Below are 22,531 nucleotides of genomic sequence, written 5' to 3' on the forward strand. Positions count from 1 at the left end.
GGATACCCGGTGCCTTCTCGATCAAACTCTTCGGGTGTTTAAGTGACCGTTGCCCGGGTACTTCCGCCCCATGAACGCAGTCCCCCCGCGATCGATTCTCGCGTGGCACGTACACGGCTCCTGGATGAAGTCGTTCGTGGCGGGCAGGCATGCGGTGCAAGAGGTTCCGGTTGGTGCGTTGCGGGAACAAGATGTCGATCCGGCCGTGAGCTCGTCGAGGAGGCTTGCATGAAGATCGCGATGGTGTCAGAGCATGCCAGTCCGCTGGCTGCACTCCGCGGAATCAACGCGGGTGGGCAGAACGTGAATGTGGCCGCGCTGTCGGCCGCGCTGGCCCGGCAGGGGCACGACGTCACCGTCTACACCCGCCGGGACGACCCGGGGTTGCCTGCCAGGGTCAGGACGGCCGACGGCTACACCGTGGCGCACGTCCCGGCAGGACCTGCTGAACGCATTCCGAAAGACGAACTGCTGCAGCACATGGGCGAGTTCGCCAGATTCCTCGACACGACATGGGCAGAAGACCGCCCGGACATCGTGCACGCGCACTTCTGGATGTCGGGCGTGGCCGGCCAACTGGCGGCACGTCATCTCAATCTGCCGGTCGTGCAGACCTTTTACGAGTTGGGCGTGATCGAGCGCCGCTATCAGGGCGGCGATGGCACGAGCCCTCCCGAACGCCTCAAGCTGGAAACGATGGTGGCGCGCGGCGCGACATGGGTTGCGGCCACCTGCACCGACGAAGTGTTCGAGTTGATGAGGCTGGGCCGGTCCCGCTCGAGAATCTCCGTGGTGCCGTGCGGAGTAGATGTCGACCTGTTCACACCCGACGGGCCCCGCCGCCGACGCGGCGCGCCCCACCGCATCGTCAGCGTCGGAAGATTCGCGCCGCGCAAGGGATTCGACCTCGCGATCCGGGCACTGACCACCGTTGCCGACACCGAGTTGGTGATCGTGGGCGGACCACCGCGAGCCGAGCTGGCGCGCGACGCCGAGGCGTGCCGACTGCGGCGATTGGCCGGGGAACTCGGCGTCGCAGACCGGGTGCGGCTCTGTGGCGCCGTCGACCACGCGGAGATGCCCGCCGTCTTGCGATCGGCGGACGTAGTGGCCTGCACGCCGTGGTACGAGCCGTTCGGCATCGTCCCCCTGGAGGCAATGGCCTGTGGGATTCCGGTTGTCGCCTCGGCCGTCGGCGGCATGTTGGACACCGTGGTGGACGACATCACCGGTCGGTTGGTGCCACCGAAGCGGCCTGACCTGCTCTCTGACGCTCTCAACGCACTGCTGCGTGACGACTTCCGTCGGCAGAGTCTCGGAGCCGCCGGACGGGACCGGGCCCGGTCCCGCTATTCCTGGGACCGGATCGCGGCGGACACGCTGCGGGTCTACGACCGCGTGGAACCTGCCGCGTACCTGCCGCCGCAGGCGACCTCGGTGTCATAAGGGTGACGAGGCTCGCGGTCTGAGGGCGAGTCATGTTTGCTTGCCCACTTTTCGGATCAACCGGGCGGTGCTGCGCTCGAGGATCGTCTGGCGCTTGTCGCTGTTACGTACGCGCGCCGCCCGCCGTACCGCGGGACCGATGGTCAGTCCATCCCGGTACGCATCGACCACTCGAGGATCGACGTAGGCGCTACGGGTGACCGCGGGGGTATTTCCGAGAGCCTCGGCGACCTCGCGCATCACAGCGGACTCGACGCGTTTGATCACCTTGGGGTCGACGGGAGGGTCCGCGTCGACGAAGGCCTCGGCCGCCAGTACCGTGCCGTGCCAGGTGCGTAGATCTTTCACGGTGTAGTCATCGCCGACCATTTCTTTGAACCGGACGTTGAGATCCTCCGCATGCACCTCCGTCCATTCGGACGAATTGCGAAATGCCAGTAGGCGATCGCCGTTGCCCCGGCTCCGCTGCAGGGACCGGACTGCCCGCACCACGACCGGATCTTCGACCAGCAGCGTGCGCCGCACCCCGCTCTTGGCCGGATAATCGAACTCCACCGCATCCGGCCGCAGCGTGATGTGTTCGCGCAGCAGCGTCGCGACACCGAACGAGTTGTTCTCCTCGGCGTACTGGTCCCCGCCGGCGCGGAAGTAACCGAGGTCCAGCAGTCGCAGGCCCAGTGCCAGCACGCGGTCCCGGGTCAGCCCGCGCCGCCTCAGGTCCGTCGCGATGGCGTCTCGCCAATCGGCCAGGCCGGCGGACATTTCCAGCACCCGGTCGAACTTCTCCTCGCCGCGTTCCTGCTGCCATTGGGTGTGATAGAGGTACTGGCGCCGTCCCGCGACGTCGGTGCCGACGGCTTGGATGTGTCCGTTGGGGTAGGGACATATCCAGACTTTCTTCCATGCCGGTGGGATCACCAGATCCTCGATGCGCTTGAGCGTTGCCGCGTCGGTGACCGCAGCCCCGTCGTCGTCGCGGTAACTGAATCCCCGGCCACGGCGGACCCGGTGGATACCCGGCCCGCCGACGACGCTGCGCCGCAGCCTCATTGCGTCCCACATCCTGGTTTGACGACCGGACGACTGTGGGTACGCGACAGGCATGTCACCGTCTGACCGGGCACCGGGGTCTCCACTCACTGTGCTGCACGGTCGGCGGATACCCCGGTCGGCATCGGGTCACACGCGCGGAGCGCGAACTGTGGAGTTGCGGGTGCCGGCCCGAGTCGAGTCACTGGCCGTGGTGAGGGCCATGGTGGGTTGCCTGGCCCACTATGAGGAACTGACCGGCGATACGGCCGGCGATCTGGCGTTGGCGGTTGATGAAGCATCCACGGTGCTGATCGGTATGGCCGCGCCAAGAGCCATCCTCGTGCTGGTCGTAGATCCCGGCGTGGATGGCCTGAGGGTCCGGGTGTCAACGGCCTGTGACAGCGTCCATGACGAACTCGGCAGCGCCGGCCTGAGCGGCTTCAGCCGCCGGGTACTGGAGTCGCTCGCCGAGGAGGTCGACACCTTCGTCGACGACCTCGATCTCGATCAGACCGGCGAACCCACACCGGTACTGGGGATTTCGCTGACCGTCCGTCGGGATGGGTTCTCGGCGCGAGGTTAGGGGCCCACGTCCACCAACCGCAGTTGCTTCGGCTGACTGCGCAGCGTCGAGAGGGCAGCGGGAAGCCCGGCGGAGACCGGCAGCCCGCGGGCAGGATCGCAGATGCCGAGCACCCGGGACACGGCAGCGCTCGGGATCAACACCCAGTCGATGTTCTCGCCGGCGCACCGGACGTTGAGCGTATGGAGGCAGGCGAAGCAGCCTGCGCCGAAAAATTCGACGGCACTCAGGTCAAGGACGAGCTGTCCGCTCGGCCTGCTGTGCCGGATTCCGCATTCGATCAGTTCCGTGGCGTTGGACGCATCCAGTTCGCCGCAGACGCTGATCACTGCGGTCGCCGGCCACAGCCATTGGGCGCAGAATTGCGCGCGGCTGCGGTCGTGGGTAGACGGGGTGGCCCGGCTCGCGGCGTTCATGGTGGACATCGGTGACTCCCTCAGCAGAAACACTGCGGTCACGCCACACTTCAGGTTCTGTGGGCTCAAAACCCCTGGATACAGAATGACAACCCTGCATCCGATGACGATTCCAGGGCGGCTGTGAACTCAACCTGCGGACGACTTTACGCCCCATCACGAGTACGAACAATCGATCTACGGGCTCACGTTCAGTTCGGCCAGCAAGCGCCGGACACGTGCGTCGATCTCGTCGCGGATGGGGCGGACTGCTGCGAGGTCATGCCCGGCGGGGTCGGGGAGCTCCCAGTTCTCGTAACGCTTGCCGGGAAAGATCGGGCAGCTGTCCCCGCATCCCATGGTGATGACCACGTCGGCGGCCGAGACGATTTCCTCGGTCCAGCGTTTGGGGCGTTCGGCCGTGATGTCGATACCGACCTCGGCCATGGCGGCCACTGCCGCCGGGTTGATCTCATGTGCGGGTTCCGATCCGCCGGATCGTGCGATGGCCCTGTCTGCGGCGTAGTGGTTGAAGTATCCGAGGGCCATCTGCGAGCGGCCGGCGTTGTGGGTGCACAGAAACAGCACGGTCGGCGGGTTGCCCGGCAGGTGCTGAGAAGTGTGGTGGGCGAAGCGGTTTCGCAGCGCCAAGGAGACGTAGACCAGCGCGACCAATACCGGCACTTCGATCAGTGGCCCGACGACCCCGGCCAGCGCCTGGCCGGAGGTGGCGCCGTAGGTGGCGACCGCGACCGCGATGGCGAGCTCGAAGTTGTTGCCGGCCGCGGTGAACGCCAGGGTGGTGGTGCGTTCATACCCGAGATCGAGCGCCGTGCCGAGCAGATAGCCGCCGCCCCACATGATCGCGAAGTAGGCCAACAGCGGCAGCGCGATGCGGGCCACGTCCCACGGCCGGCTGGTGATCTGTTCACCTTGCAGCGCAAAGAGAATCACGATGGTGAACAGCAGTCCGTACAGCGCCCATGGGCCTATCCGCGGTAGGAACTTCGTCTCGTACCAGTCGCGGCCCCTCGTCTTCTCTCCGATCCGCCGGGAGAAATAGCCGGCGGCCAGCGGGATGCCGAGGAAAATCAGCACCGACTTGGCGATCTGCCAGGGTGAGGTGCTGATGGTGGTTTGTGGCAGGCCGAGCCAACCGGGTAACACCGACAGGTAGAACCAGCCGAGCGCGGCGAACATGACCACCTGGAAGGTCGAGTTGAGTGCCACCAGCACGGCGGCGGCCTCGCGGTCTCCGCAGGCGAGGTCGTTCCAGATGATCACCATGGCGATGCAGCGGGCCAGGCCGACGATGATCAGGCCGGTGCGATATTCGGGCAGATCGGGCAGCAACAACCACGCGAGGGCGAACATCAACGCCGGTCCGAGCACCCAGTTCAAGACCAATGAGGAGATCAGCAGTCTGCGGTCGCGCGTGACGGTGTCGAGGCGGTCGTAGCGGACCTTGGCCAGCACCGGATACATCATGATCAACAGGCCGAGGGCAATGGGCAGCGAAATCCCGTCGATCTCAACGTTTTCCAGCGTCGTGTCGAGACCGGGGATCGAGCGGCCGAGGAGTAGTCCGGCGATCATGGCGGCGACGATCCAGACCGGCAGGAACCGATCCATCGTGGACAGCTTGCCCACGACCGCCGGAGCGGGCGTGGCGGTAGCGGTCACGCCGGTGCCGCCGTCGCGGTTTCGGCGCCGAGGAGGGCCGCCACTCCGGCCAATGCATCGGGTACGACGGCGTAGTACACCCACGATGCCCGACGTTCGGAGGTCAGCAGGCCGGCGTCGCGCAGCACCTTGAGGTGATGGCTGATGGTCGGCTGGGAGACTTCCACGCCGGCCGAGATGTCGCAGACACATGCCTCCCGACCGGCATGGCTGGCGATGGCCGAGAACAACTGCAACCGGACCGGGTCTGCCAGCGCCTTGAGTTTGACCGCCATGTCCACTGCCGCGGCGGGCGAGATCGGTTCACGCAGTAACGCCCCGGGTGGGCAACAGGCGTCCTGGCCGGGCGGCACGTCGGTCGAATTCGGCATCCATCGATATTGACATGTATCGATATGGCCTGCAAGGCGCGTATCGGCTAGCCGGCCGTAGGCGTGCCGGCGCCGCCGAAGGTCTCAGAGTCGGCCAGCACCGTGTAGACCTCCCATCGCTCGCCGCCGGATCCGGTTACCCAGACCTTGTCCTGGGTCGCGAAACAGCACGTGGTGCCGATCTCCTCGTCGGTGAACAGCCCCTCGTCGGTCAGCCGGGCGATCTCGGTGTGCACCTGATCGCTGGATGCGACCTCGACGCCGAGGTGGTTGAGGGTGCCGCCCTCGCCGGGGTTCTCCAGCAGGACCAGCTTCAGTGGGGGATCGGCCACGGTGAAGTTGGCATAGCCCGGCTTCACCTTCGCCGGAGGGGTGGCGAAGAGCTTGGAGTAGAAGGCGATCGCCTCGTCGAGATCATCGACATTGAGTGCGAGTTGGACACGTGACATGATTCGAACCTCCATCGCTGATGAGACATATATCGAATTAACCGTCCTCGCCAGCATGACACCTTTTCGATATATGTCAAACTCCGTGGCATGATGGCACCATGCCGAAAGCGCTGCCCGTGATCGATATGTCCGCACCGGTCTGCTGCGCCCCGATGGCAGCCGGCCCGATCACCGATGATGAAGCGGTGGCCGTGGCGATGCGCCTGAAGGCGATCGCCGACCCGGCCCGGATCAAGATCCTGTCGTTGTTGTTCACCGCAATGCCCGGCGAAGGCACGAGTGGCAACCTCGCCACCGCGCTCGGGTTGAGTGAGTCGACTGTCAGCCACCACATGGGCCAGCTACGCAAGGCCGGACTGGTGTCATCGGACCGCCGAGGGATGAACGTCTTTCACCGCGTGCGGCCCGAAGCTCTCCAGGCGCTGTGTGTGGTTCTCGACCCGAACTGCTGCCGGTAGCGCGGTCAGAGCCGGCCGAGCAGGGTTGCCGCACCCGGCCCGGCGAGTTCCTCGGCGGCTTGTCGGCGGCCCGTCATCGCCAGGAGAAGCGCCTCTCCGGTCCCGGTGACTTCCGGCCCGTTGCCGTGCTCCCACCCGATATCGGTGGCGCGCAGGCGAAGTCCTCTGATTCTGCGACCCGCACCGAGGCGCGGATTGCCGGGTACCAGAGGCAGGATCCGTTCGAGCCGCTGCGCGGGCACGTCGCGCGGGCGGCCGAGTGCGCGGCGGATGTCCTGGTGATGGACGGCGCCGTCGACCAGGCCGATCATGCCGCCGAACCCCGCCGTCAGGCCCTGCGGGCGCAGATGGCGGTTGAGGAATTCCACCAGCCCCGCCGTCGACATCGTCGAGTATTCGGCGACACCGACTTCGTTGGCCCGCACCACCCGTCCCTTCACGAACCGCTTGAGCAACCCCGCGGGACCCAGCTCGTCATAGCTGACGACATGGGCCACAACGTCTTTCACTGTCCAGCCGGTGCACAGCGACTCGGTCTGCCATTCGTCGGAGGTCAAGGTGGCCAGGAATTCGGCAAGATCGGCCCGCTCGTCCCGGGCCAGGTCCATCAATGACGGCTCGTCGGTGCTCATCGAGGGCTCTCCTTCCGGACCACGTCGGCGTAACGGACGAGGTACAGCGGCCATCCGGCGTCGCCCCCCACTCCGTCTGCCACCGATCGCCAGCCCGCGCCGTGGCGCTCGAGGTGGCGGTGCTCCAACTCGACCCGGGTGCGGTCGTCACCGTCTGCGATGAACCGCACCTCCACCTCGCTCGTGCGGTCGGGGTCGGATTCGATCTGCCATGTGGGTCCGATGTCCCACGAGAAGACCACACGCGCCGGAGGTTCGTAGACCAGGACCCGGCTCCACTCGCATCGACTGCCGTCGGTCCCGACGTCGTAGATGTGTCCGCCGGCGTGCGGTTCGAAGACCGTGCGGGCGATCGGCACCGAGAGCAGGTTGTGTTCGCGTGGCTTGATCGCGTCGAACCGATCGATGAACACCGAGAACGCCTGTTCCACTGCGGCGTTGACGACGACACTCTTGCGGATGGGCTCGACCTGTGTGGGCGTCACGTCGTTTCCTCCTTCTGATCGACGATGTTCTTGTAGGCGTCCAGTGCCTGATCCCAGAAGGTGTCCAGTTCGGCGCGCAGCGCCGCCACACCGCCGGGGTCGACGTGGTAGAGGCGACGTGTCCCGACGGCCCGATCTGCCACCAGCCCAGCGCTTTTCAGCACCTTCAGATGCTGGGAGACCGCGGGTCGGCTGATCGGTAGCTCGCGAGCCAACTCGCCCACGGCCATCGGTCCCGATGCCAGCCGCCTGACGATGGCACGTCGGCTGCCATCGGCCAGCGCGGCCCACGGATCGGTCGAAGGGTAAGTCACCACGAACGGTAACTCTACGCTTACCGATGCGGCGCGTCGAGTGGTCTCGAAGCGGTTTGCCCCCATGTTTGACCCGGGCGTCAGTCGGGTACATCGCATGCCATGAGACTTGGTGGATTGTTCGGAACGCTCGTGCTGATCTGGCTGATCATCGGTGTGGTGGCAGCCTGGCAGCGCGACTATTTCCACGGTGGTTCAACCAACTGCGCGACCGCGGGCGCGATAGCGCTCACAGTCCTGGCCGGCCCACTCAACTACGCGGGAGTCAATCCCAAGGTGGACGAGTGCCGTTTGCCGCAACCCAGTGCGATGGCTCCCATCGCCGCACTGAATTGAGGTCATCATGATTGTGCTAGGCGCGATCCTGCTCATTCTCGGCTTGGTCTTCAACATCTACCTGCTCTGGGTGGCCGGCGTGATCCTGCTGGTCATCGGTGCCGTCTTCTGGGTGCTCGGGGCGATCGGGCGGCCGGTCGCGGGGCGTCGGAGCTGGTATTGACCACACTGCCGTCGGCGTCATCAATGACAAGGGAGGTGCACGATGCCGAATTCATCGATCAAGGACGAAAAGCTCTACGAGGAGCTGCGCGACGAAGGAAATTCGAAAGAGAAGGCGGCGCGGATCTCCAACGCCGCTGCGGCCCGGGGACGTTCGAATGTGGGCCGATCGGGCGGCGAGTCCGGATCCTATGACGACTGGAAGGTCGACGATCTGCGCAAGCGAGCGAAAGAGCTTGGTATCAAGGGCTATTCCGACAAGAACAAGGGTGAACTGATCGGGATGCTCCGCAACCATTGACCACGCGAAACGGGAGTAGGTCCACACGGCCCCGCCGTCGAGGCGGGGCCGTGTCGCGTCTCGGTGGCGAGGATTCGTGGTTTTCTCGCCAGAGCTGCCCAGGAGATCTACCGTGGAGTCAGCCCATGCACGGCAGGTGGGGCGACAAGTGGCGGGAAGGAGCAGCCATGAAGGGTCCAAAAGATCCAGTTGACCACGCCCGGACAACCCGGCCACACGCCGGCGAGTCGATGAAGGACAACGTCATCATGCCCGCGCTCGTACTGATCCTCTTGGGATTGGTGCTGTTCGTCGGGTGTCTGGCGGCGTTCGCCACCGGCCACTCCGACGTGGGCCTGACCGTGGGCACGTTGTCCGCAGCCGGGCTCGTCATCGGTTCGACGTGGTTGGCGCTCGAGCACATGCGGGTGCGCCGCATCGAGGATCGCTGGTACACAGATCATCCCGGCGTGATGCGGCAGCGGCCGAGCAGCTGAGATCCGAGCCCACCGACCCGGCCGCTGAACGGCCGGGTGAGTGGCTCGTGGCGCGGCGCAGGTTCAGAACGACTCTTCAGAACGGCCTTTCAGAACGACAGCGCCAGTACCGCGAAATCGATTGCCAGCAGTGCCAATCCGATCACCGGGACGAGAATGCCGTACCGCATCCGTGAGGTGAGGATGGAAACGGCGATCGTGACCACGGGCACCACGGGTGCGCCGTAGAACAGGATCCCGAACCAGAATTCGCCAGGGCCTTTGCTCGCGCACACGTCGCCGGTACACCCGGCCATACCCATCACCGCACCCATGCCGTAGAGGAACACCGCGATGGCCGCGGGAACGGTCAACACCGCCAGCACCCACGTGAGCGATATCCGCATTCGCCGCTCGCCGCGGTGCTGTGTCTGCAGAGTCTGTGATTCGGTCATGGCGTCCGCATACCCAGTTTCGCGGTCTTCTGCACGGGTATTCCAGCGCCATGGCCAGATTCGGATACACACTGATGACCGAGCAGAGCGGCCCCCGACAGCTCGTCGACTATGCGGTGTCGGCAGAGCGGGCGGGCTTCGATTTCGAGGTGAGCAGCGACCATTACAGTCCCTGGCTGGCCAGCCAGGGACACGCGCCCAACGCGTGGCCCGTGCTGGGCGCGGTGGCTCACGCCACCGAAACTGTGCAGCTGTACTCATACGTGACCTGTCCGACCATCAGGTATCACCCGGCGATCGTCGCCCAGCAGGCCGCCACGGTGCAGATTCTCGCCGACGGCCGGTTCACCCTGGGTCTGGGCAGCGGTGAGAACCTCAACGAACACGTCGTCGGTCACGGCTGGCCCACCGTGGAGCGCCGCCTCGACATGCTCGCCGAGGCGATCAAGCTGATCCGTGAACTGCTCAGCGGGGAACTCGTCGACTTCAGGGGTGAGTTCTACGAAGTGGACTCAGGCCGCATCTGGGATCTGCCGGATGTCCCGCTGACCATCGCGGTGTCGATGACCGGTCAGAAGGCCGTCGACAAACTTGCCGTGGCAGCCGATCACCTGATCAACGTCGCACCCGACCGCGCGATCGTCGAAGGCTGGCAGCAGCGCCGTCATGCCACCGGCGTCCTGCCCGAGGGGCGGGTGATCGGACAGATCCCGGTGTGCTGGGATCCTGACCGGGATACCGCGGTGAAGCGGGCTCATGACCAGTTCCGCTGGTTCGCCGGAGGCTGGGCGGTCAACGCGGACCTGCCGACACCAGCCGGTTTCGCGGCGGCGACCCAGTACGTGCGTCCCGAGGATGTCGCCGAGACCATCCCCTGTGGACCGGACCTGGACGCGATCGTCGCGGCTGTCGCCCCATATCTGGAAGCGGGATTCACCGATGTCGCCCTTGTCCAGATCGGTGACGAGGGCCAACAGCGATTCCTCGACCAGGCGGCGAAGCCGCTACTGGCTGCGCTGCGCGCCGAGTTCGACTGACGCGCCGGTCGACATCGGATGACCCAGACGCATCGCCAATGGCAGCACCAGCCAGATACCTACGAACCCCACCAGGGCGACCACGCCGGCGATCACCCCGGCTTCGCGCCCGGCCACCGTGTCGAAGATCAGCTCGGTCACCCCGGCCATCGCCAGCCCGAGCAACACCAGCCCGGTGAACGCGCACCGGTGTGCGGCGGAAACCAGCAGATTCAACCGGTGCCTGCGGAACAGGATGCGATGCATCCCGACCGGTGCGACCAGCAACGCGGTGGCTGCGGCCGAACACGCGACCGTCGCGAGATAGACCAGCCGCATGGACTCGTCGAGCATCGAGAACCGTTCCTGGAACGGCAGAGTGAGCAGCAGGCCGGTGAGCAGCTGGACGCCGGTCTGAACCACCCGCAGCTCCTGCAGGAGGCTGCTCCAGTTGCGGTCCAAACGCTCGGCTTCGGTTTCGTGGCGGGCGTTCTGGTCCCACGGCTGATCCAGCTCGGGGTGGTCCGGATCCATGCTCTCGATAATCCCACGTTCACCACAGGTTTCGGGATGCGGCGCGGTGGGCATCCCTGGCTGGGATCCCAGGCCGCCCGGTGAGGGCGCAGGAAGGAATGACAGTGCCGAAGTCGAGAGCGACGTCGCCCTACCGGGGTGGACCCGCACTGCCTCTGGCGGAAACTGCTCGGCGCGTTATGGTTCAGGGTCGAGTGAGCATGATCAGCAGAGCGGTCTCGTGAGACAGCGTTCCCAGCTGGGATACTGTCCATCCGAGACGCCGGGAGGTGAGATGGCCGACGAACAGGGCCAATCCAATCCGCGCCACGCGGAGCGGTCGGTGGAGATTAGGGTCGCTGCGAGGCTGGAGAATCTGGCCGTGGTGCGCACCCTCGTCGCCGCGGTAGCGGCCTTCGAGGATCTCGATTTCGACGTCGTCGCCGACCTGCGGTTGGCTGTCGACGAGGCATGCACCGCGTTGATCAGGGCCGCGGTACCGGATTCGAGCCTGCATCTGGTCATCGACCCGCGGGATGAAACGGTGGTGATCACCGCTTCGTCAACCTGCACGGGTGCTGCGGTTCTCGAGCCGGGCAGCTTCAGCTGGCATGTGCTGAGCTCGTTGACCGACGAGGTCAACACCTTCATCAACGGTGACGGGCCCGACGTCGGCCAGGTATTCGGCATCACCCTGACGACGAGACGAGCGAGCCTGCTGCGGTGACGTCGGAATATGCGGACGTCCGTGAAATGTTTCGCGAACTCGGCGGACTGTCCGAGGACTCGCCGGCCTACGAACGTCAACGTGAGCGAATCGTCGAGCGCTGCCTGCCGCTCGCCGATCACATCGCGCGGCGCTTCGACGGCCGTGGCGAACCGCGTGAGGATCTGGTTCAGGTGGCGCGGGTCGGCCTGGTCAATGCGATCAACCGATTCGATGTCGAGACCGGATCGGACTTCGTGTCGTTCGCGGTGCCGACGATCATGGGGGAGGTGCGGCGCCACTTCCGCGACAACAGCTGGTCGGTGAAGGTGCCGCGGCGGCTCAAAGAGCTGCACCTGCGGCTCGGCGCGGCGACTGCGGAGCTGTCTCAGCGGCTGGGCCGAGCCCCGACCGCCTCTGAGCTCGCCGAGGAACTCGACATGGACCGCGAAGAGGTGATCGAAGGCCTGGTGGCGGGGAGCTCGTACAACACGCTGTCGATCGACAGCGGCGGCGGGGGTGACGAGGATGCGCCCGCGATAGTCGACACGCTCGGCGATGTGGACGACGGCTTGGACCAGATCGAGAATCGGGAAACGCTGCGGCCGTTGCTTGCTCAATTACCTGAGCGGGAACGGACGGTGCTGTTGCTGCGATTCTTCGAGTCCATGACGCAGACGCAGATCGCCGAGCGTGTCGGTGTCTCGCAGATGCATGTGTCGCGGCTGCTCGCGAAATCGCTAGCGCGACTTCGTGACCAGCTGCAGTAGTGGGGTCTTGCCGTTCAGTGTGGACAACGCCGCGGCCACGCTGTAGCAGGTGTGCAGCGTCGCATCCGGATCGCAGATGCGCAGCAGCCGGTTGACTGCCTTGCTGGGCACCAATACCCAGTCGGTATGGGTGGTCGAGCAACGCTCCTCGATGTTCTTGAGGGCCGAAAAACCTGCGGTGCCGAAGAAATCGATGTCGGTGAGGTCGACCGCGACCCGCTCGGCCTCGGCGGTGTGCCGCAACGCGTAGTCGGCGAACTCGGCTGCGTTGACGGCGTCGATTTCGCCATGAGCGCTGATCACCGCCGTGGACGGCGGCAGAAAGCGGGCGGCGAAGGTGGCTGGCGATTCGGCGGCCCGGTCGATGAGAGCGCTCGTCGAAAAGACGGTCATGGGTAGCTCCATCAGTCGTAATACACGTATTCGTACTGTTGGTGCGGCATCAATCGACAGTGTCACGAGTTCCCGCGCGCATTGTCGACTGCGCTCGCTGCGGCTGTGAACTCAACCTGTCACGAACCCTACCGCCATCAAGGTCATCGGACAATTTGTCTGAGTGGATTCTTATACTCCCAGGTCAGACTGTTGTCATGTCGAAGGGCGCCCCAGTAGCCGGTGTGGTGCTGGCCGCAGGCGCCGGCCGCCGGTTCGGAATGCCGAAAGTCCTTGCCGAAGAAGGTAATTGGCTTTCACGGGCGGTAACCGCGCTCGATCACGGCGGCTGCGACGACGTCATCGTGGTGCTCGGTGCGGCCGTGGTCGAAGTGCCTGCTCCGGCCCGCGCCGTGGTGGCCGCACGCTGGGCCGACGGAATGAGCGCCTCGGTACGCGAAGGGCTGAAGGCCGCCGGTGACGCCGAATGGGTCGTTCTGCAGACCGTCGACACTCCGGATATCGGCGCCGATGTCGTGGCCCGGGTCCTGGATGCGGGACGCGGCGCCGGTTCTGGCCTGGCCCGCGCCGGCTACGACGGCCGCCCCGGTCATCCCGTCGTGGTGGCCCGAAGGCACCTTGAGGGGCTGGCCGCCGCGTTGCACGGGGACCAGGGCGCTCGGGCGTTTCTCGGCGCCCGTGACGATGTCATCACCGTGGAATGCGGTGACCTGGCCACGGGCCTGGACATCGACGAGCGCTGACCGCTATCTGGCGGGCGCACTCACGTGTGTACCTCGAGTCCCAGCACCTCCATGGCGTACCGCCGCACGGTGTCCTCCGAGATGGCGGCGGCATCCTCGAAGCCGGGCCGGCCGCGGCTGCTCAGGAATCCGGTGACGCGATCCAGGCTGACCTCGGCAAGCAGTTCCCCGCTGGTCGGTTCGCACACCGCCCACGTGTACCGCGTGTCGTCGGCCCAGCCGTCCGCGGCGTCGTGCACGTAGTCCAGGTCGTCCTCGCCGAGGTCGGCGAGCGCGGGCCGGTCGTCCACGCGGTCATCGGCGCGCAGTCCGCGCAGGTACCACTGGCCGTTGTTGATCTCGACAGGTTCCATGAGCCCTCCAAGAACGCCGAATGGCCACCTACGACACAGGATTCAGCAGAATCCGTGCCACAAGTGGCCATTCGGTCCGAAAGATTTACTTGATCTCGGCGATCACGGTGCCCTGGGTGATGGCGGCACCGGCCTCGACGGCCAGGCCGGTGATGACGCCGTCCTTGTGGGCCGTCACCGGGTTCTCCATCTTCATGGCCTCCAGGACCACGACCAGATCACCCGCGGCCACCTCCTGGCCCTCCTCGACGGCCACCTTGACCACGGTGCCCTGCATGGGCGCCGTCACCGAGTCACCCGATGCGGCGGTCGCGCCGCCGCCACCGCGCTTGCGCGCCTTGGGCTTCTTGCGAATCGCACCGGGGGCAGCGCCGCCGCCACCACCGAGCGCCAGGTCACCGGGCAGCGACACCTCGAGGCGACGTCCACCGACCTCGACGACCACGGTCTGACGAGGAATGGTGTCCTCTTCCTCGATCGGATCGCCACCGGTGAACGGCTCGACGGTGTTGTCCCACTCGGTCTCGATCCAGCGGGTGTGCACCTCGAACTTCTCGCCGTCGCCGATGAAGGCGGGGTCTGCGGTCACGGCCCGGTGGAACGGGATGACGGTCGCCAGACCCTCGACGTTGAACTCGGCCAGGGCGCGGCGCGAGCGGGCCAGCGCCTCGTCGCGGGTGGCGCCGGTGACGATCAGCTTGGCCAGCATCGAGTCGAACTGCCCGCCGATGACGGAACCGGACTCCACACCGGAGTCCATCCGGACACCCGGACCGGTCGGTGCCTCGAACTTGGTGACGGGCCCCGGGGCGGGCAGGAAGCCGCGACCGGCATCCTCACCGTTGATCCGGAACTCGAACGAGTGGCCGCGCGGCGTCGGATCCTCGGTGATGTCCAGTGCCTCGCCGTTGGCGATCTTGAACTGCTGCAGCACCAGGTCGATGCCCGAGGTCTCCTCGGTGACCGGGTGTTCGACCTGCAGACGGGTGTTGACCTCGAGGAAAGAGATCAGCCCGTCCTGGCCGACCAGGTACTCGACGGTGCCCGCGCCGTAGTAGCCGGCCTCCTTGCAGATGCGCTTGGCGGATTCGTGGATCTCCTTGCGCTGCGCTTCGGTGAGGAACGGCGCCGGCGCCTCCTCGACCAGCTTCTGGAAGCGGCGCTGCAGCGAGCAGTCGCGGGTACCGGCGACGACGACGTTGCCATGGGTGTCCGCGATGACCTGGGCCTCGACGTGGCGCGGCTTGTCCAGGTAGCGCTCGACGAAGCATTCGCCGCGGCCGAACGCGGCGACGGCCTCACGGGTCGCCGACTCGAACAGCTCGGGGATCTCCTCGATGGTGCGGGCCACCTTCATGCCGCGACCACCACCGCCGAAGGCGGCCTTGATCGCGACGGGCACGCCGTACTCCTTGGCGAACGCGACGACCTCGTCGGCGTTCTTGACCGGGTCCGGGGTGCCCGGAACCAGCGGTGCCTTGGCCTTGGCGGCGATGTGGCGCGCGGTCACCTTGTCACCCAGATCGCGGATCGACTGCGGGCTCGGCCCGATCCAGATCAACCCGGCGTCGAGCACGGCCTGGGCGAAGTCGGCGTTCTCCGACAGGAAGCCGTAACCCGGGTGGATGGCGTTGGCGCCGGACTTGGCGGCGGCGTCCAGGATCTTCTCGAAGACCAGGTAGGACTCGGCTGAGGTCTGGCCGCCCAGTGCGAAGGCTTCATCGGCGAGCCGCACGTGCGGCGCATCGGCGTCAGGCTCGGCGTACACCGCCACGCTGGTCAGTCCGGCGTCTTTGGCGGCGCGGATCACCCGGACCGCGATCTCCCCGCGATTGGCGACCAGCACCTTGGAGATCTTTGAGCTGGCGTGGTTGGCCACGGTGCCTCCTCGGCAGTTCTCTAAGAAACGTCTTTAAGAATCTATCGCGGGCAGTTTATGCGGCGCACCTCAAGGCCTGCCCAACCGGTATCGGTTACTGATCAGTAGGTTTTCTCGGATCCGTTTGACCTCGGCGGAAACTCGGCGATTTCACCTTGTTGGCCTGGGACAACTGGTAGGGCTCAGGCCGCACGGAGTCGTCGCTTGATCCGGCTCAGCATGGCCGACATTCCGCGCAGCCGCAGCGGGCTGATCAACGCGGCCAGGCCCAGCGCCGTGTAGAAGTCGTCGGGTACCGCCAAGATGTCATCGGCCGGCTGTCCATCGAGGCCGGCCGCCAGGATCGCAGCGAAACCCCGTGTCGTCGGGGCCTCTGGCGGTGCGCTGAAGAACAGCCGCACTTTGCTCCGATCGGACGCGTCGACGTCCAGGAACAAAGGGGACTGGCACTCCGGAACCGGCTCCATGGCCGCCTCTTCCAGATGCGACGGCAATGGTGGCAACTCGTTGGCGAACTCCAACAGGAGCTGCAACTTGTCTTGGCCGGTCACCTCCTGGAAGTCGGAGACGACCTCCTCCAAGGCGTCCGGCATCGAGGTCACGAGGCGCCCGGGGCGTCACCTGGATCCGGGCCGACCGCGACCGGGACCCGAACGGCGTTGCCCCACTCGGTCCACGAGCCGTCGTAGTTGCGCACCCCGGGCAGTCCGAGCAGGTGGGTGAGCACGAACCAGGTGTGGCTCGAGCGCTCACCGATCCGGCAGTACACGACGGTCTTGTCCTCGGGGGTGAGGAAGCTGTAGAGCTCCTCGAGCTCGGCGCGGCTGCGGAACTGGCCGCTGTCCCTGGCGGCCTTGGCCCAGGGGATCGACTTGGCGGTGGGGATGTGCCCGCCGCGAAGAGCTCCCTCTTCCGGGTAGTCGGGCATATGGGTGCGTTCGCCCGTGTACTCCTGGGGCGAGCGGACGTCGATCAATGGCTGCTTGCCGAGGATGCCGAGCACATCGTCGCGGTAAGCCCGGATCGGGGCGTCGTTGCGGTCGACCACCGGGTAGCCGCTGGACTGCCGGGTGGGCACCTCGAGGGTGGTGTCACGGCCGTGGGAGACCCACAGGTCGCGCCCGCCGTCGAGCAGGCGCACGTCGGGGTGGCCGAACAGGGTGAACACCCACAAGGCGTAGGCCGCCCACCAGTTGCTCTTGTCGCCGTAGATGACGACCGTGTCGTCTCGGCTGATGCCCTTGCGGTCCATCAGTTCGGCGAACTGCTCACCGTCGATGTAGTCACGCACGTTGGGATCGTTGAGGTCCAGATGCCAGTCGATCTTGACGGCGCCCGGGATATGACCGGTGTCGTAGAGCAGGACATCCTCGTCGGACTCGACGATGGCCAAACCGGGCCGACCCAGATTGCTGGCCAGCCAGTCGGCGGTGACCAGGCGCTCCGGATGGGCGTACTCGGCAAGAGTTGGGCTGGGATCAGCAGGCAGCGGCACACCAAGAGCGTACCGTCGGGCCGATTATCCGCGCTGCGGCAGTGCCCACGACCGGCGCATATCGCCGCTCACGCGGTGAACGCCACCTCGTAGGCCACGGCGAAGCGACGGACGCCGTTGTTGGCGCGGAACAGTGAGCCGCCGTTCTGGGACCAGGTGACCACGCGCAGCAGTCGTTTACCCGGAGACAGGCGCTTGGAGATGATGTCGGCGAATGCGGCGCGCAGCCGCTCCAGATCGCAGGTTTCGAAGTCGCGCGCTACGCGAACATCCCACATGGTTTCTTCGACTGGCATCGGCCCAGTGTCAACCCGTGGTTGAGACTATTCGGGACATCGGCGCGGCGTGGCGCCGGTCGGGAAGGTTGCAATTTGGTCACTGCGCGCCGCCCCTCGGTTGACCGCAGGCCTCAGAGAATCGGACGGCCGCCGGTGACCGCCAGCCTCGCCCCGGATATGTAGCTTCCGTCATCGGAAGCCAACAGCACGTAGGCAGGCGCCAACTCGGCGGGTTGTCCGGCGCGTCCGAGCGGTGTGTCCTCGCCGAACGATGTGACCTTTTCCGACGGCATGGTCGAGGGAATCAGAGGGGTCCAGATCGGACCCGGCGCAACGCTGTTCACTCGGATCCCCTTGTCACCCAGCAGCTGCGCCAGGCTCGCCGAGAAGTTCGCGATGGCCGCCTTGGTGGCGGCGTACGGAGCCAGTGTCGGCGACGGCATGTCGGAATTGACCGAAGAGCTACCGATGATCGACGAACCGGGCGCCATATGCGGCACAGCCGCCTTGACGAGGTGGAAGTAGGCACCGACATTCAGCTTGAAGGTGTAATCCCACTCCTGATCGTCGATTTCGTCCAATGTCTCGTGCGTCATCTGATACGCCGCATTGCTGACGAGGATGTCGATCCCGCCCAACTCGCTGACCGTGCGGTCGATGACCGAACGGCAGTGGTCGGGATCCGACAGATCACCGGGGATCAGCACGCACTCGCGTCCGGCCTGCCGCACCAGTTTCGCGACCGACTCGGCATCCTCGTCCTCGTTGAGATACGCGATCGCCACGTCGGCGCCCTCCCGGGCGAAGGCGATGGCCACGGCTCGGCCGATCCCGCTGTCTCCGCCGGTGATGAGCGCTCTTCTGCCGGCCAGCTTCCCGGACCCCCGATAGCTGTTCTCACCACAATCGGGCACGGGGTCCATCCGCTCCTGCAAGCCCGGCACCGGCTGATGTTGATCGGGAAAACCCATGGCGGCAGTCCTTTCGTCGGCTCGTCGGCTCTGGCGCGGATACCCCCGGACGGCCCGCCGAAACGCTGTCGAGGTGGGCCGTCGGGCGGGATCTGTTTGTGACGGCCACACCGGGGTACACCGGTTCCAAAACGAAGGAGCCGGGATGAATACGGTGGCAACCGAACTGGCCGATCGGCGGGTGCGGTTCGTGCATCATGTACTCGACCTCGACGACGAGCTCCGGGTCGGGGTTTCGATCGGCGGCCACGGCGTGCCCATGGTGTTTCTGCACGGATTGGGCCTGAACCGCCGCCATTATCTGCGGCTGCTGAACCGTATCGCAGCACTGGGTTTCCTCGTGGTCGCCGTCGACGTGGCCGGGCATGGAGATACCGTCGATTTGCCGTGCGAGGAAGGCGAATTGAATGACCGCACCGATCTGGTGCTGCGCACGCTCGACGCGCTCGGCATCCGGCGTGCCGTCTTCGCCGGTCATTCGATGGGTGGCCGCATAGCGATTCGGCTCGCGGCGACGGCGCCCGATCGGGTATTGGCGGCACTTCTGTTCGACGCTGCCGCGGGTGCATCCTTCGATGCGGCTCTCGAGACCGCCATGCGCTCACCGCGGCAGATGATGCGCGCGGTGGCCGGCGCTCTCTCCGACCTCTATCGCGACCCGGTCCGGATGAAAGTCGCCGCCCTCAACCGGTACGCGAGAATGCTGACGGCGGTGTCGATGGGCGGGATCCTGCCGCACACCGGCTTCGTCGGCGCTGCACACGCGCTGATGCGATCGGGAAGATGCACCGTCCTACTGCGAGCGTTGCGCGACCGCAAGATCCCGACCATGGTCCTGCACGGGGAGAGCGACGGTATCGTCCCGTTCGACTGTGCCATCGAACTGGCCGACGAAGCCGACGCGACGCTCTACCGCATACCCGGCGCCTACCATTCCTGGCTGATCAACGACCCCTGGCGCGGCGCTGATGCGGTACGTCAACTTCTCGATCGCGAACTCGGCGAAGCGCTGCGCTGCGCGGCCGCGTCGGCCGGAATCGACGACTGGCGCGACGCGCAGGCATGGGAAGACGCGATGATCGAACCCGACGCGTGGGTACATCGCCTCAGTGCCGGAGCCAAGACGATCGGCATCAACCGGCGCCGGCCCGTCGAGCGCCTCGAGATGGAACTGATCCGCCGGGCACGGTGGACCCGAAGAGGGCGAGTGGCACGCACGGCCTGAGGCGTGGTTCGCCCCGCCTCGGTCAGACCTGCGCCGAACCGTTCCACAGATCCGCGACGGAAAGCCCTGCGGCAGAAAGCATCCGGCGCAATAGTGGCAAGCTCAGCCCGATGACATTCGACGGATCTCCATCTATGCCTTCGATGAACCAGCCGCCCAGTCCGTCGAGCGTGAATCCGCCTGCGACACCGAGTGGTTCGCCGCTGCGGAGATAGGCTTCCAGATCGCCTTCGGTCGGCGAGCCGAAATGCACTGCGGTGATGCCGGTATCGGCGATGCGGTGGGTGACGGCCCCGTCGCGGACGACAAGCACTGCATGGCCCGAATACAGCTGAGCCGTCCGGCCCGACATCGCCTGCCATTGCCGCCGCGCGTTCTCGACATCTCCGGGCTTGCCACACAGCTGCCCGTCGAGAAACAGCATCGAGTCGCAGCCGATGACGACACAGTCTCCGGCGACCGCGGCGGGCAGGTGGGTGAACACCTCGTCGGCCTTGGCCGCGGCCAGTCCGCTCACCACATCCTCGGGCGGAGCGCCGGCCAACGACGCGATGACGGCGTCCTCATCGACACCCGACACCACCACCAACGGATCGAGGCCGGCCTGGCGCAGAACGCCAAGCCGGCCTGACGATGCCGAACCCAGAACGACCCGCGTCATTCAGGGCCGTTTCTTCTTCGCGCCAGCGCTCATCAGCGGCGCATATGGGTGCGCTCCCACAGCGTGATGCGCTGCCAACTGAAGATCGAGTAGCGCAGCTTGTCCACGGGATGGCCCCACAGGTTGCGGTCGCGGACCACCGGCTCGGCGCTGCCACCACCGGCGGTGCCGAGGACAGCCATCAGCGCAGCCATCTCTTCGTCGCTCGGCTGACCGCGCAGCACCTTGATGTGTGCTTCGTGGTCGGCCTTCTGCTCGGTTTGCGCCTCGTCGGTGACGACGTCGGCCCCGTTCGCCCCGCTCACAGTGGAATGTTCCCGTGCTTCTTCGGCGGCATCTGAATGATCTTGCGCTCCAGCAGCCGCAGCGCGTTGGCCACGTAACCACGGGTGTGCGACGGCGGGATGACCGCGTCGACGTATCCACGCTCCGCCGCGATGTAGGGGTTGACCAACGTGTCCTCGTAGGTCTGCTGCAGCTCCAGGCGCAGCGCGTCGACATCCTCGCCCTTGGCGGCGGCGTCCTTGAGCTGGCTGCGGTACACGAAGCCCACCGCGCCGGAGGCGCCCATGACGGCGATCTGTGCTGTCGGCCAGGCGACCACCACGTCGGCGCCCATGTCCTTGGAACCCATCACGCAGTAGGCGCCGCCGTAGGACTTACGGGTGATGACGGTGACCTTGGCGACGGTGGCCTCGCCGTAGGCGTAGAGCAGCTTGGCGCCGCGCCGGATGATGCCGTTGTACTCCTGGTCGGTGCCGGGCAGGAAGCCGGGAACGTCGACCAGCAGCACGATCGGGATGTTGAAGCAGTCGCAGGTCCGGATGAACCGGGCGGCCTTCTCCGAAGCGTTGATGTCGAGGCAGCCGGCGAACTGGGTGGGCTGGTTGGCCACGATGCCCACCGGGCGGCCGTCGACCCGGCCGAAGCCGACCACGATGTTGCCGGCGTATCCGGCCTGCACCTCGAGGAACTCGTCGTCGTCGAGGATCCGGGTGATGACCTCGTGCATGTCGTACGGCTGATTCGGCGAGTCCGGGATCAGCGTGTCGAGCTCGATGTCCTCGTCGGTCAGGGTCTCCTCGACGGAGCCCTGCACCGCGGCCACCGGGTAATGCGGCGGCTCGGCGTAGTTGTTCGGGGGCAGGTAGCTCAGCAGATCGCGGACGTACTCGAAGGCGTCCTGCTCGCCGGAGGCGACGTAGTGCGCGGTGCCGGACTTGGCCATGTGGGTGTGGGCGCCGCCCAGCTCCTCCATGGTGACGTCCTCGCCGGTGACCGTCTTGATGACATCCGGTCCGGTGATGAACATCTGGCTCGTCTGATCGACCATGACGATGAAGTCGGTCAGGGCGGGGGAGTACACGTGGCCACCGGCCGCGGCGCCCATGATCAGCGAGATCTGGGGGATGACACCCGAGGCCTTGATGTTGTTGTGGAAGATCCGGCTGTACAGACCGAGGGAGACCACACCCTCCTGGATGCGGGCGCCGGCGCCGTCGTTGATGCCGATCAGCGGGCGGCCGGTCTTGATGGCCAGCTCCTGGACCTTGACGATCTTCTCGCCGTAGACCTCGCCGAGGCTGCCGCCGAACACGGTGGCGTCCTGGCTGAAGATGCAGACGTCGCGGCCGTCGATGGTGCCGTAGCCGGTGATCACGCCGTCACCCAGCGGCCGGTTGTTCTCCAGGCCGAAGTTGGTGCTGCGGTGCTTGGCCAGCGCGTCGAGTTCGACGAACGAACCTTCGTCGAGCAGGGCGAGGATGCGCTCGCGCGCCGTCAGCTTGCCCTTGGCGTGCACCTTCTCCACGGCGGCTTCGCCGACGGGATGCAGCGTCTCTTCGGCCCGCCTCTTGAGGTCAGCCAGCTTGCCTGCAGTGGTGTGGATGTCCACCTGGTGCTCGGCGGACGGCTCGGTAACGCTCGTCATAGGTCACGATGCTATCGGTAACCCTAAGACTGGTCTAA

The 22,531-nt window shown here is 66.1% G+C and carries 32 protein-coding genes; 12 read left to right on the forward strand and 20 right to left on the reverse strand.

The features are described 5' to 3' along the window. Positions 1–228: 228 nt before the first annotated feature. The gene (locus H977_RS0107115; protein ID WP_029107209.1) at positions 229–1,446 is read left to right on the forward strand and encodes a glycosyltransferase; all 1,218 of its coding nucleotides are present in this window, start codon (positions 229–231) and stop codon (positions 1,444–1,446) included. 30 nt (positions 1,447–1,476) lie between these two features. On the opposite strand, the gene H977_RS0107120 is transcribed toward H977_RS0107115, so the two are convergent. Further along, positions 1,477–2,496, reverse strand: a complete 1,020-nt coding sequence (locus H977_RS0107120) for a DNA topoisomerase IB (RefSeq protein ID WP_029107210.1) — start codon at positions 2,494–2,496, stop codon at positions 1,477–1,479. A gap of 163 nt (positions 2,497–2,659) precedes the next feature. Between H977_RS0107120 and H977_RS0107125 the strand changes: the two genes are divergently transcribed. After that, on the forward strand, positions 2,660–3,061 hold the full coding sequence (locus H977_RS0107125) for an ATP-binding protein (protein ID WP_231395892.1): 402 nt from the start codon (positions 2,660–2,662) through the stop codon (positions 3,059–3,061). On the opposite strand, the gene H977_RS0107130 is transcribed toward H977_RS0107125, so the two are convergent. The 4 genes from H977_RS0107130 to H977_RS0107145 form a co-directional block, all read right to left on the reverse strand. Next, positions 3,058–3,486 carry an STAS domain-containing protein gene (locus H977_RS0107130; RefSeq protein ID WP_029107212.1) on the reverse strand — a complete coding sequence of 143 codons (429 nt, stop codon included), beginning with the start codon at positions 3,484–3,486 and terminating at the stop codon, positions 3,058–3,060. The two genes, H977_RS0107125 and H977_RS0107130, sit on opposite strands and share 4 nt — an antisense overlap. A 168-nt stretch (positions 3,487–3,654) precedes the next feature. Next, a complete protein-coding gene (arsB, locus tag H977_RS0107135; protein WP_051288725.1) occupies positions 3,655–5,088 on the reverse strand; it encodes an ACR3 family arsenite efflux transporter in 1,434 nt (477 codons plus the stop codon). Between the two features lie 47 nt (positions 5,089–5,135). Further along, on the reverse strand, positions 5,136–5,510 hold the full coding sequence (locus H977_RS0107140) for an ArsR/SmtB family transcription factor (protein ID WP_029107214.1): 375 nt from the start codon (positions 5,508–5,510) through the stop codon (positions 5,136–5,138). A 47-nt stretch (positions 5,511–5,557) separates the two neighbouring features. Then, positions 5,558–5,959 carry an ArsI/CadI family heavy metal resistance metalloenzyme gene (locus H977_RS0107145; protein ID WP_029107215.1) on the reverse strand — a complete coding sequence of 134 codons (402 nt, stop codon included), beginning with the start codon at positions 5,957–5,959 and terminating at the stop codon, positions 5,558–5,560. A 101-nt stretch (positions 5,960–6,060) separates the two neighbouring features. On the opposite strand from H977_RS0107145, the gene H977_RS0107150 reads away from it, so the two are divergent. Further along, positions 6,061–6,420 carry an Rv2640c family ArsR-like transcriptional regulator gene (locus H977_RS0107150; protein ID WP_029107216.1) on the forward strand — a complete coding sequence of 120 codons (360 nt, stop codon included), beginning with the start codon at positions 6,061–6,063 and terminating at the stop codon, positions 6,418–6,420. A 5-nt stretch (positions 6,421–6,425) separates the two neighbouring features. Here the strand turns inward: H977_RS0107150 and H977_RS0107155 are convergent, their stop codons facing one another. Genes H977_RS0107155 through H977_RS0107165 form a run of 3 tightly spaced genes read right to left on the reverse strand, consistent with a single transcriptional unit; the run spans position 6,426 to position 7,854 of the window. Then, positions 6,426–7,052: a maleylpyruvate isomerase family mycothiol-dependent enzyme gene (locus H977_RS0107155; protein WP_029107217.1), complete on the reverse strand. Its 627-nt coding sequence runs from the start codon at positions 7,050–7,052 to the stop codon at positions 6,426–6,428. After that, positions 7,049–7,537: an SRPBCC family protein gene (locus H977_RS0107160; RefSeq protein WP_051288705.1), complete on the reverse strand. Its 489-nt coding sequence runs from the start codon at positions 7,535–7,537 to the stop codon at positions 7,049–7,051. Before H977_RS0107160 ends, H977_RS0107155 begins: the two co-directional genes overlap by 4 nt. Further along, entirely contained in the window at positions 7,534–7,854 is a 321-nt protein-coding gene (locus H977_RS0107165; RefSeq protein ID WP_029107219.1) for an ArsR/SmtB family transcription factor, read from the reverse strand. The genes H977_RS0107160 and H977_RS0107165 overlap by 4 nt, the downstream gene beginning before the upstream one ends. Before the next feature lie 99 nt (positions 7,855–7,953). On the opposite strand from H977_RS0107165, the gene H977_RS0107170 reads away from it, so the two are divergent. The 4 genes from H977_RS0107170 to usfY all read left to right on the forward strand — a co-directional run bounded on the left by H977_RS0107170 (position 7,954) and on the right by usfY (position 9,126). Further along, positions 7,954–8,187 carry a hypothetical protein gene (locus H977_RS0107170; RefSeq protein WP_029107220.1) on the forward strand — a complete coding sequence of 78 codons (234 nt, stop codon included), beginning with the start codon at positions 7,954–7,956 and terminating at the stop codon, positions 8,185–8,187. 7 nt (positions 8,188–8,194) lie between these two features. Next, on the forward strand, positions 8,195–8,350 hold the full coding sequence (locus H977_RS35185; protein WP_155946544.1) for a DUF6131 family protein: 156 nt from the start codon (positions 8,195–8,197) through the stop codon (positions 8,348–8,350). A gap of 42 nt (positions 8,351–8,392) precedes the next feature. Then, the gene (locus H977_RS0107180) at positions 8,393–8,650 is read left to right on the forward strand and encodes a DUF7218 family protein (RefSeq protein ID WP_029107221.1); all 258 of its coding nucleotides are present in this window, start codon (positions 8,393–8,395) and stop codon (positions 8,648–8,650) included. 167 nt (positions 8,651–8,817) lie between these two features. Then, positions 8,818–9,126 carry a protein UsfY gene (gene usfY / locus H977_RS0107185; protein WP_029107222.1) on the forward strand — a complete coding sequence of 103 codons (309 nt, stop codon included), beginning with the start codon at positions 8,818–8,820 and terminating at the stop codon, positions 9,124–9,126. Between the two features lie 89 nt (positions 9,127–9,215). On the opposite strand, the gene H977_RS0107190 is transcribed toward usfY, so the two are convergent. Then, positions 9,216–9,560 (reverse strand): hypothetical protein, encoded by a 345-nt coding sequence (locus H977_RS0107190; RefSeq protein WP_029107223.1) that lies wholly within the window; start codon positions 9,558–9,560, stop codon positions 9,216–9,218. 50 nt (positions 9,561–9,610) lie between these two features. Here H977_RS0107190 and H977_RS0107195 point away from each other — a divergent pair, with 50 nt between their 5' ends. Beyond that, the gene (locus H977_RS0107195; RefSeq protein WP_029107224.1) at positions 9,611–10,597 is read left to right on the forward strand and encodes an LLM class F420-dependent oxidoreductase; all 987 of its coding nucleotides are present in this window, start codon (positions 9,611–9,613) and stop codon (positions 10,595–10,597) included. Here the strand turns inward: H977_RS0107195 and H977_RS32670 are convergent. Next, complete coding sequence (locus tag H977_RS32670; RefSeq protein WP_036475271.1) at positions 10,565–11,110, reverse strand: DUF6328 family protein; 546 nt, start codon at positions 11,108–11,110, stop codon at positions 10,565–10,567. The genes H977_RS0107195 and H977_RS32670 overlap by 33 nt on opposite strands. A gap of 274 nt (positions 11,111–11,384) precedes the next feature. Here H977_RS32670 and H977_RS0107205 point away from each other — a divergent pair, with 274 nt between their 5' ends. Both H977_RS0107205 and H977_RS0107210 read left to right on the forward strand, forming a co-directional pair. After that, a complete protein-coding gene (locus H977_RS0107205; RefSeq protein WP_029107225.1) occupies positions 11,385–11,816 on the forward strand; it encodes an ATP-binding protein in 432 nt (143 codons plus the stop codon). 26 nt (positions 11,817–11,842) lie between these two features. Next, the gene (locus tag H977_RS0107210) at positions 11,843–12,565 is read left to right on the forward strand and encodes an RNA polymerase sigma factor SigF (RefSeq protein ID WP_231395901.1); all 723 of its coding nucleotides are present in this window, start codon (positions 11,843–11,845) and stop codon (positions 12,563–12,565) included. Here H977_RS0107210 and H977_RS0107215 read toward each other — a convergent pair. Beyond that, positions 12,536–12,958 carry an STAS domain-containing protein gene (locus H977_RS0107215; RefSeq protein ID WP_029107227.1) on the reverse strand — a complete coding sequence of 141 codons (423 nt, stop codon included), beginning with the start codon at positions 12,956–12,958 and terminating at the stop codon, positions 12,536–12,538. The two genes, H977_RS0107210 and H977_RS0107215, sit on opposite strands and share 30 nt — an antisense overlap. Before the next feature lie 197 nt (positions 12,959–13,155). On the opposite strand from H977_RS0107215, the gene H977_RS0107220 reads away from it, so the two are divergent. Then, on the forward strand, positions 13,156–13,701 hold the full coding sequence (locus H977_RS0107220; RefSeq protein WP_029107228.1) for a nucleotidyltransferase family protein: 546 nt from the start codon (positions 13,156–13,158) through the stop codon (positions 13,699–13,701). A 20-nt stretch (positions 13,702–13,721) separates the two neighbouring features. Here H977_RS0107220 and H977_RS0107225 read toward each other — a convergent pair whose 3' ends face one another. The 6 genes from H977_RS0107225 to H977_RS0107250 all read right to left on the reverse strand — a co-directional run bounded on the left by H977_RS0107225 (position 13,722) and on the right by H977_RS0107250 (position 18,677). After that, the gene (locus tag H977_RS0107225) at positions 13,722–14,054 is read right to left on the reverse strand and encodes a hypothetical protein (protein ID WP_029107229.1); all 333 of its coding nucleotides are present in this window, start codon (positions 14,052–14,054) and stop codon (positions 13,722–13,724) included. Positions 14,055–14,139: 85 nt separating this feature from the next. Continuing rightward, positions 14,140–15,933, reverse strand: coding sequence for an acetyl-CoA carboxylase biotin carboxylase subunit (locus H977_RS0107230; protein ID WP_029107230.1), 1,794 nt, complete (start codon positions 15,931–15,933; stop codon positions 14,140–14,142). A 182-nt stretch (positions 15,934–16,115) separates the two neighbouring features. After that, positions 16,116–16,526 (reverse strand): SufE family protein, encoded by a 411-nt coding sequence (locus H977_RS0107235; RefSeq protein WP_155946559.1) that lies wholly within the window; start codon positions 16,524–16,526, stop codon positions 16,116–16,118. A 5-nt stretch (positions 16,527–16,531) separates the two neighbouring features. Continuing rightward, entirely contained in the window at positions 16,532–17,428 is an 897-nt protein-coding gene (locus tag H977_RS0107240) for a sulfurtransferase (RefSeq protein ID WP_029107232.1), read from the reverse strand. A 68-nt stretch (positions 17,429–17,496) separates the two neighbouring features. Next, positions 17,497–17,724, reverse strand: coding sequence for a hypothetical protein (locus H977_RS0107245; RefSeq protein ID WP_231395893.1), 228 nt, complete (start codon positions 17,722–17,724; stop codon positions 17,497–17,499). Positions 17,725–17,837: 113 nt separating this feature from the next. Then, positions 17,838–18,677: an SDR family oxidoreductase gene (locus H977_RS0107250; RefSeq protein WP_029107234.1), complete on the reverse strand. Its 840-nt coding sequence runs from the start codon at positions 18,675–18,677 to the stop codon at positions 17,838–17,840. Positions 18,678–18,822: 145 nt separating this feature from the next. Between H977_RS0107250 and H977_RS32675 the strand changes: the two genes are divergently transcribed. Beyond that, positions 18,823–19,902, forward strand: coding sequence for an alpha/beta fold hydrolase (locus H977_RS32675; RefSeq protein WP_051288706.1), 1,080 nt, complete (start codon positions 18,823–18,825; stop codon positions 19,900–19,902). 22 nt (positions 19,903–19,924) lie between these two features. Here H977_RS32675 and H977_RS0107260 read toward each other — a convergent pair whose 3' ends face one another. Genes H977_RS0107260 through H977_RS0107270 form a run of 3 tightly spaced genes read right to left on the reverse strand, consistent with a single transcriptional unit; the run spans position 19,925 to position 22,493 of the window. Further along, a complete protein-coding gene (locus H977_RS0107260; protein WP_029107235.1) occupies positions 19,925–20,563 on the reverse strand; it encodes a Maf family protein in 639 nt (212 codons plus the stop codon). Positions 20,564–20,595: 32 nt separating this feature from the next. Continuing rightward, a complete protein-coding gene (locus H977_RS0107265) occupies positions 20,596–20,868 on the reverse strand; it encodes an acyl-CoA carboxylase subunit epsilon (RefSeq protein WP_029107236.1) in 273 nt (90 codons plus the stop codon). Then, positions 20,865–22,493: an acyl-CoA carboxylase subunit beta gene (locus H977_RS0107270; RefSeq protein ID WP_029107237.1), complete on the reverse strand. Its 1,629-nt coding sequence runs from the start codon at positions 22,491–22,493 to the stop codon at positions 20,865–20,867. The genes H977_RS0107265 and H977_RS0107270 overlap by 4 nt, the downstream gene beginning before the upstream one ends. Positions 22,494–22,531 lie beyond the last annotated feature (38 nt).

It is taken from the genome of Mycobacterium sp. URHD0025, assembly GCF_000426065.1.
In the GTDB taxonomy this organism is placed as follows: domain Bacteria; phylum Actinomycetota; class Actinomycetes; order Mycobacteriales; family Mycobacteriaceae; genus Mycobacterium.

Bases quoted from the DNA above. Each gene is read 5' to 3' on its own strand.
- H977_RS0107115 (WP_029107209.1), top strand. From the start codon at position 229: ATGAAGATCGCGATGGTGTCAGAGCATGCCAGTCCGCTGGCTGCACTC.
- H977_RS0107120 (WP_029107210.1), bottom strand. From the start codon at position 2,496: ATGAGGCTGCGGCGCAGCGTCGTCGGCGGGCCGGGTATCCACCGGGTC.
- H977_RS0107130 (WP_029107212.1), bottom strand. From the start codon at position 3,486: ATGTCCACCATGAACGCCGCGAGCCGGGCCACCCCGTCTACCCACGAC.
- arsB (WP_051288725.1), bottom strand. From the start codon at position 5,088: ATGGATCGGTTCCTGCCGGTCTGGATCGTCGCCGCCATGATCGCCGGA.
- H977_RS0107140 (WP_029107214.1), bottom strand. From the start codon at position 5,510: ATGCCGAATTCGACCGACGTGCCGCCCGGCCAGGACGCCTGTTGCCCA.
- H977_RS0107145 (WP_029107215.1), bottom strand. From the start codon at position 5,959: ATGTCACGTGTCCAACTCGCACTCAATGTCGATGATCTCGACGAGGCG.
- H977_RS0107150 (WP_029107216.1), top strand. From the start codon at position 6,061: ATGCCGAAAGCGCTGCCCGTGATCGATATGTCCGCACCGGTCTGCTGC.
- H977_RS0107155 (WP_029107217.1), bottom strand. From the start codon at position 7,052: ATGAGCACCGACGAGCCGTCATTGATGGACCTGGCCCGGGACGAGCGG.
- H977_RS0107170 (WP_029107220.1), top strand. From the start codon at position 7,954: ATGAGACTTGGTGGATTGTTCGGAACGCTCGTGCTGATCTGGCTGATC.
- H977_RS35185 (WP_155946544.1), top strand. From the start codon at position 8,195: ATGATTGTGCTAGGCGCGATCCTGCTCATTCTCGGCTTGGTCTTCAAC.
- H977_RS0107180 (WP_029107221.1), top strand. From the start codon at position 8,393: ATGCCGAATTCATCGATCAAGGACGAAAAGCTCTACGAGGAGCTGCGC.
- usfY (WP_029107222.1), top strand. From the start codon at position 8,818: ATGAAGGGTCCAAAAGATCCAGTTGACCACGCCCGGACAACCCGGCCA.
- H977_RS0107190 (WP_029107223.1), bottom strand. From the start codon at position 9,560: ATGACCGAATCACAGACTCTGCAGACACAGCACCGCGGCGAGCGGCGA.
- H977_RS0107195 (WP_029107224.1), top strand. From the start codon at position 9,611: ATGGCCAGATTCGGATACACACTGATGACCGAGCAGAGCGGCCCCCGA.
- H977_RS32670 (WP_036475271.1), bottom strand. From the start codon at position 11,110: ATGGATCCGGACCACCCCGAGCTGGATCAGCCGTGGGACCAGAACGCC.
- H977_RS0107205 (WP_029107225.1), top strand. From the start codon at position 11,385: ATGGCCGACGAACAGGGCCAATCCAATCCGCGCCACGCGGAGCGGTCG.
- H977_RS0107210 (WP_231395901.1), top strand. From the start codon at position 11,843: ATGTTTCGCGAACTCGGCGGACTGTCCGAGGACTCGCCGGCCTACGAA.
- H977_RS0107215 (WP_029107227.1), bottom strand. From the start codon at position 12,958: ATGACCGTCTTTTCGACGAGCGCTCTCATCGACCGGGCCGCCGAATCG.
- H977_RS0107220 (WP_029107228.1), top strand. From the start codon at position 13,156: ATGTCGAAGGGCGCCCCAGTAGCCGGTGTGGTGCTGGCCGCAGGCGCC.
- H977_RS0107225 (WP_029107229.1), bottom strand. From the start codon at position 14,054: ATGGAACCTGTCGAGATCAACAACGGCCAGTGGTACCTGCGCGGACTG.
- H977_RS0107235 (WP_155946559.1), bottom strand. From the start codon at position 16,526: ATGCCGGACGCCTTGGAGGAGGTCGTCTCCGACTTCCAGGAGGTGACC.
- H977_RS0107245 (WP_231395893.1), bottom strand. From the start codon at position 17,724: ATGCCAGTCGAAGAAACCATGTGGGATGTTCGCGTAGCGCGCGACTTC.
- H977_RS0107250 (WP_029107234.1), bottom strand. From the start codon at position 18,677: ATGGGTTTTCCCGATCAACATCAGCCGGTGCCGGGCTTGCAGGAGCGG.
- H977_RS32675 (WP_051288706.1), top strand. From the start codon at position 18,823: ATGAATACGGTGGCAACCGAACTGGCCGATCGGCGGGTGCGGTTCGTG.
- H977_RS0107260 (WP_029107235.1), bottom strand. From the start codon at position 20,563: ATGACGCGGGTCGTTCTGGGTTCGGCATCGTCAGGCCGGCTTGGCGTT.
- H977_RS0107270 (WP_029107237.1), bottom strand. From the start codon at position 22,493: ATGACGAGCGTTACCGAGCCGTCCGCCGAGCACCAGGTGGACATCCAC.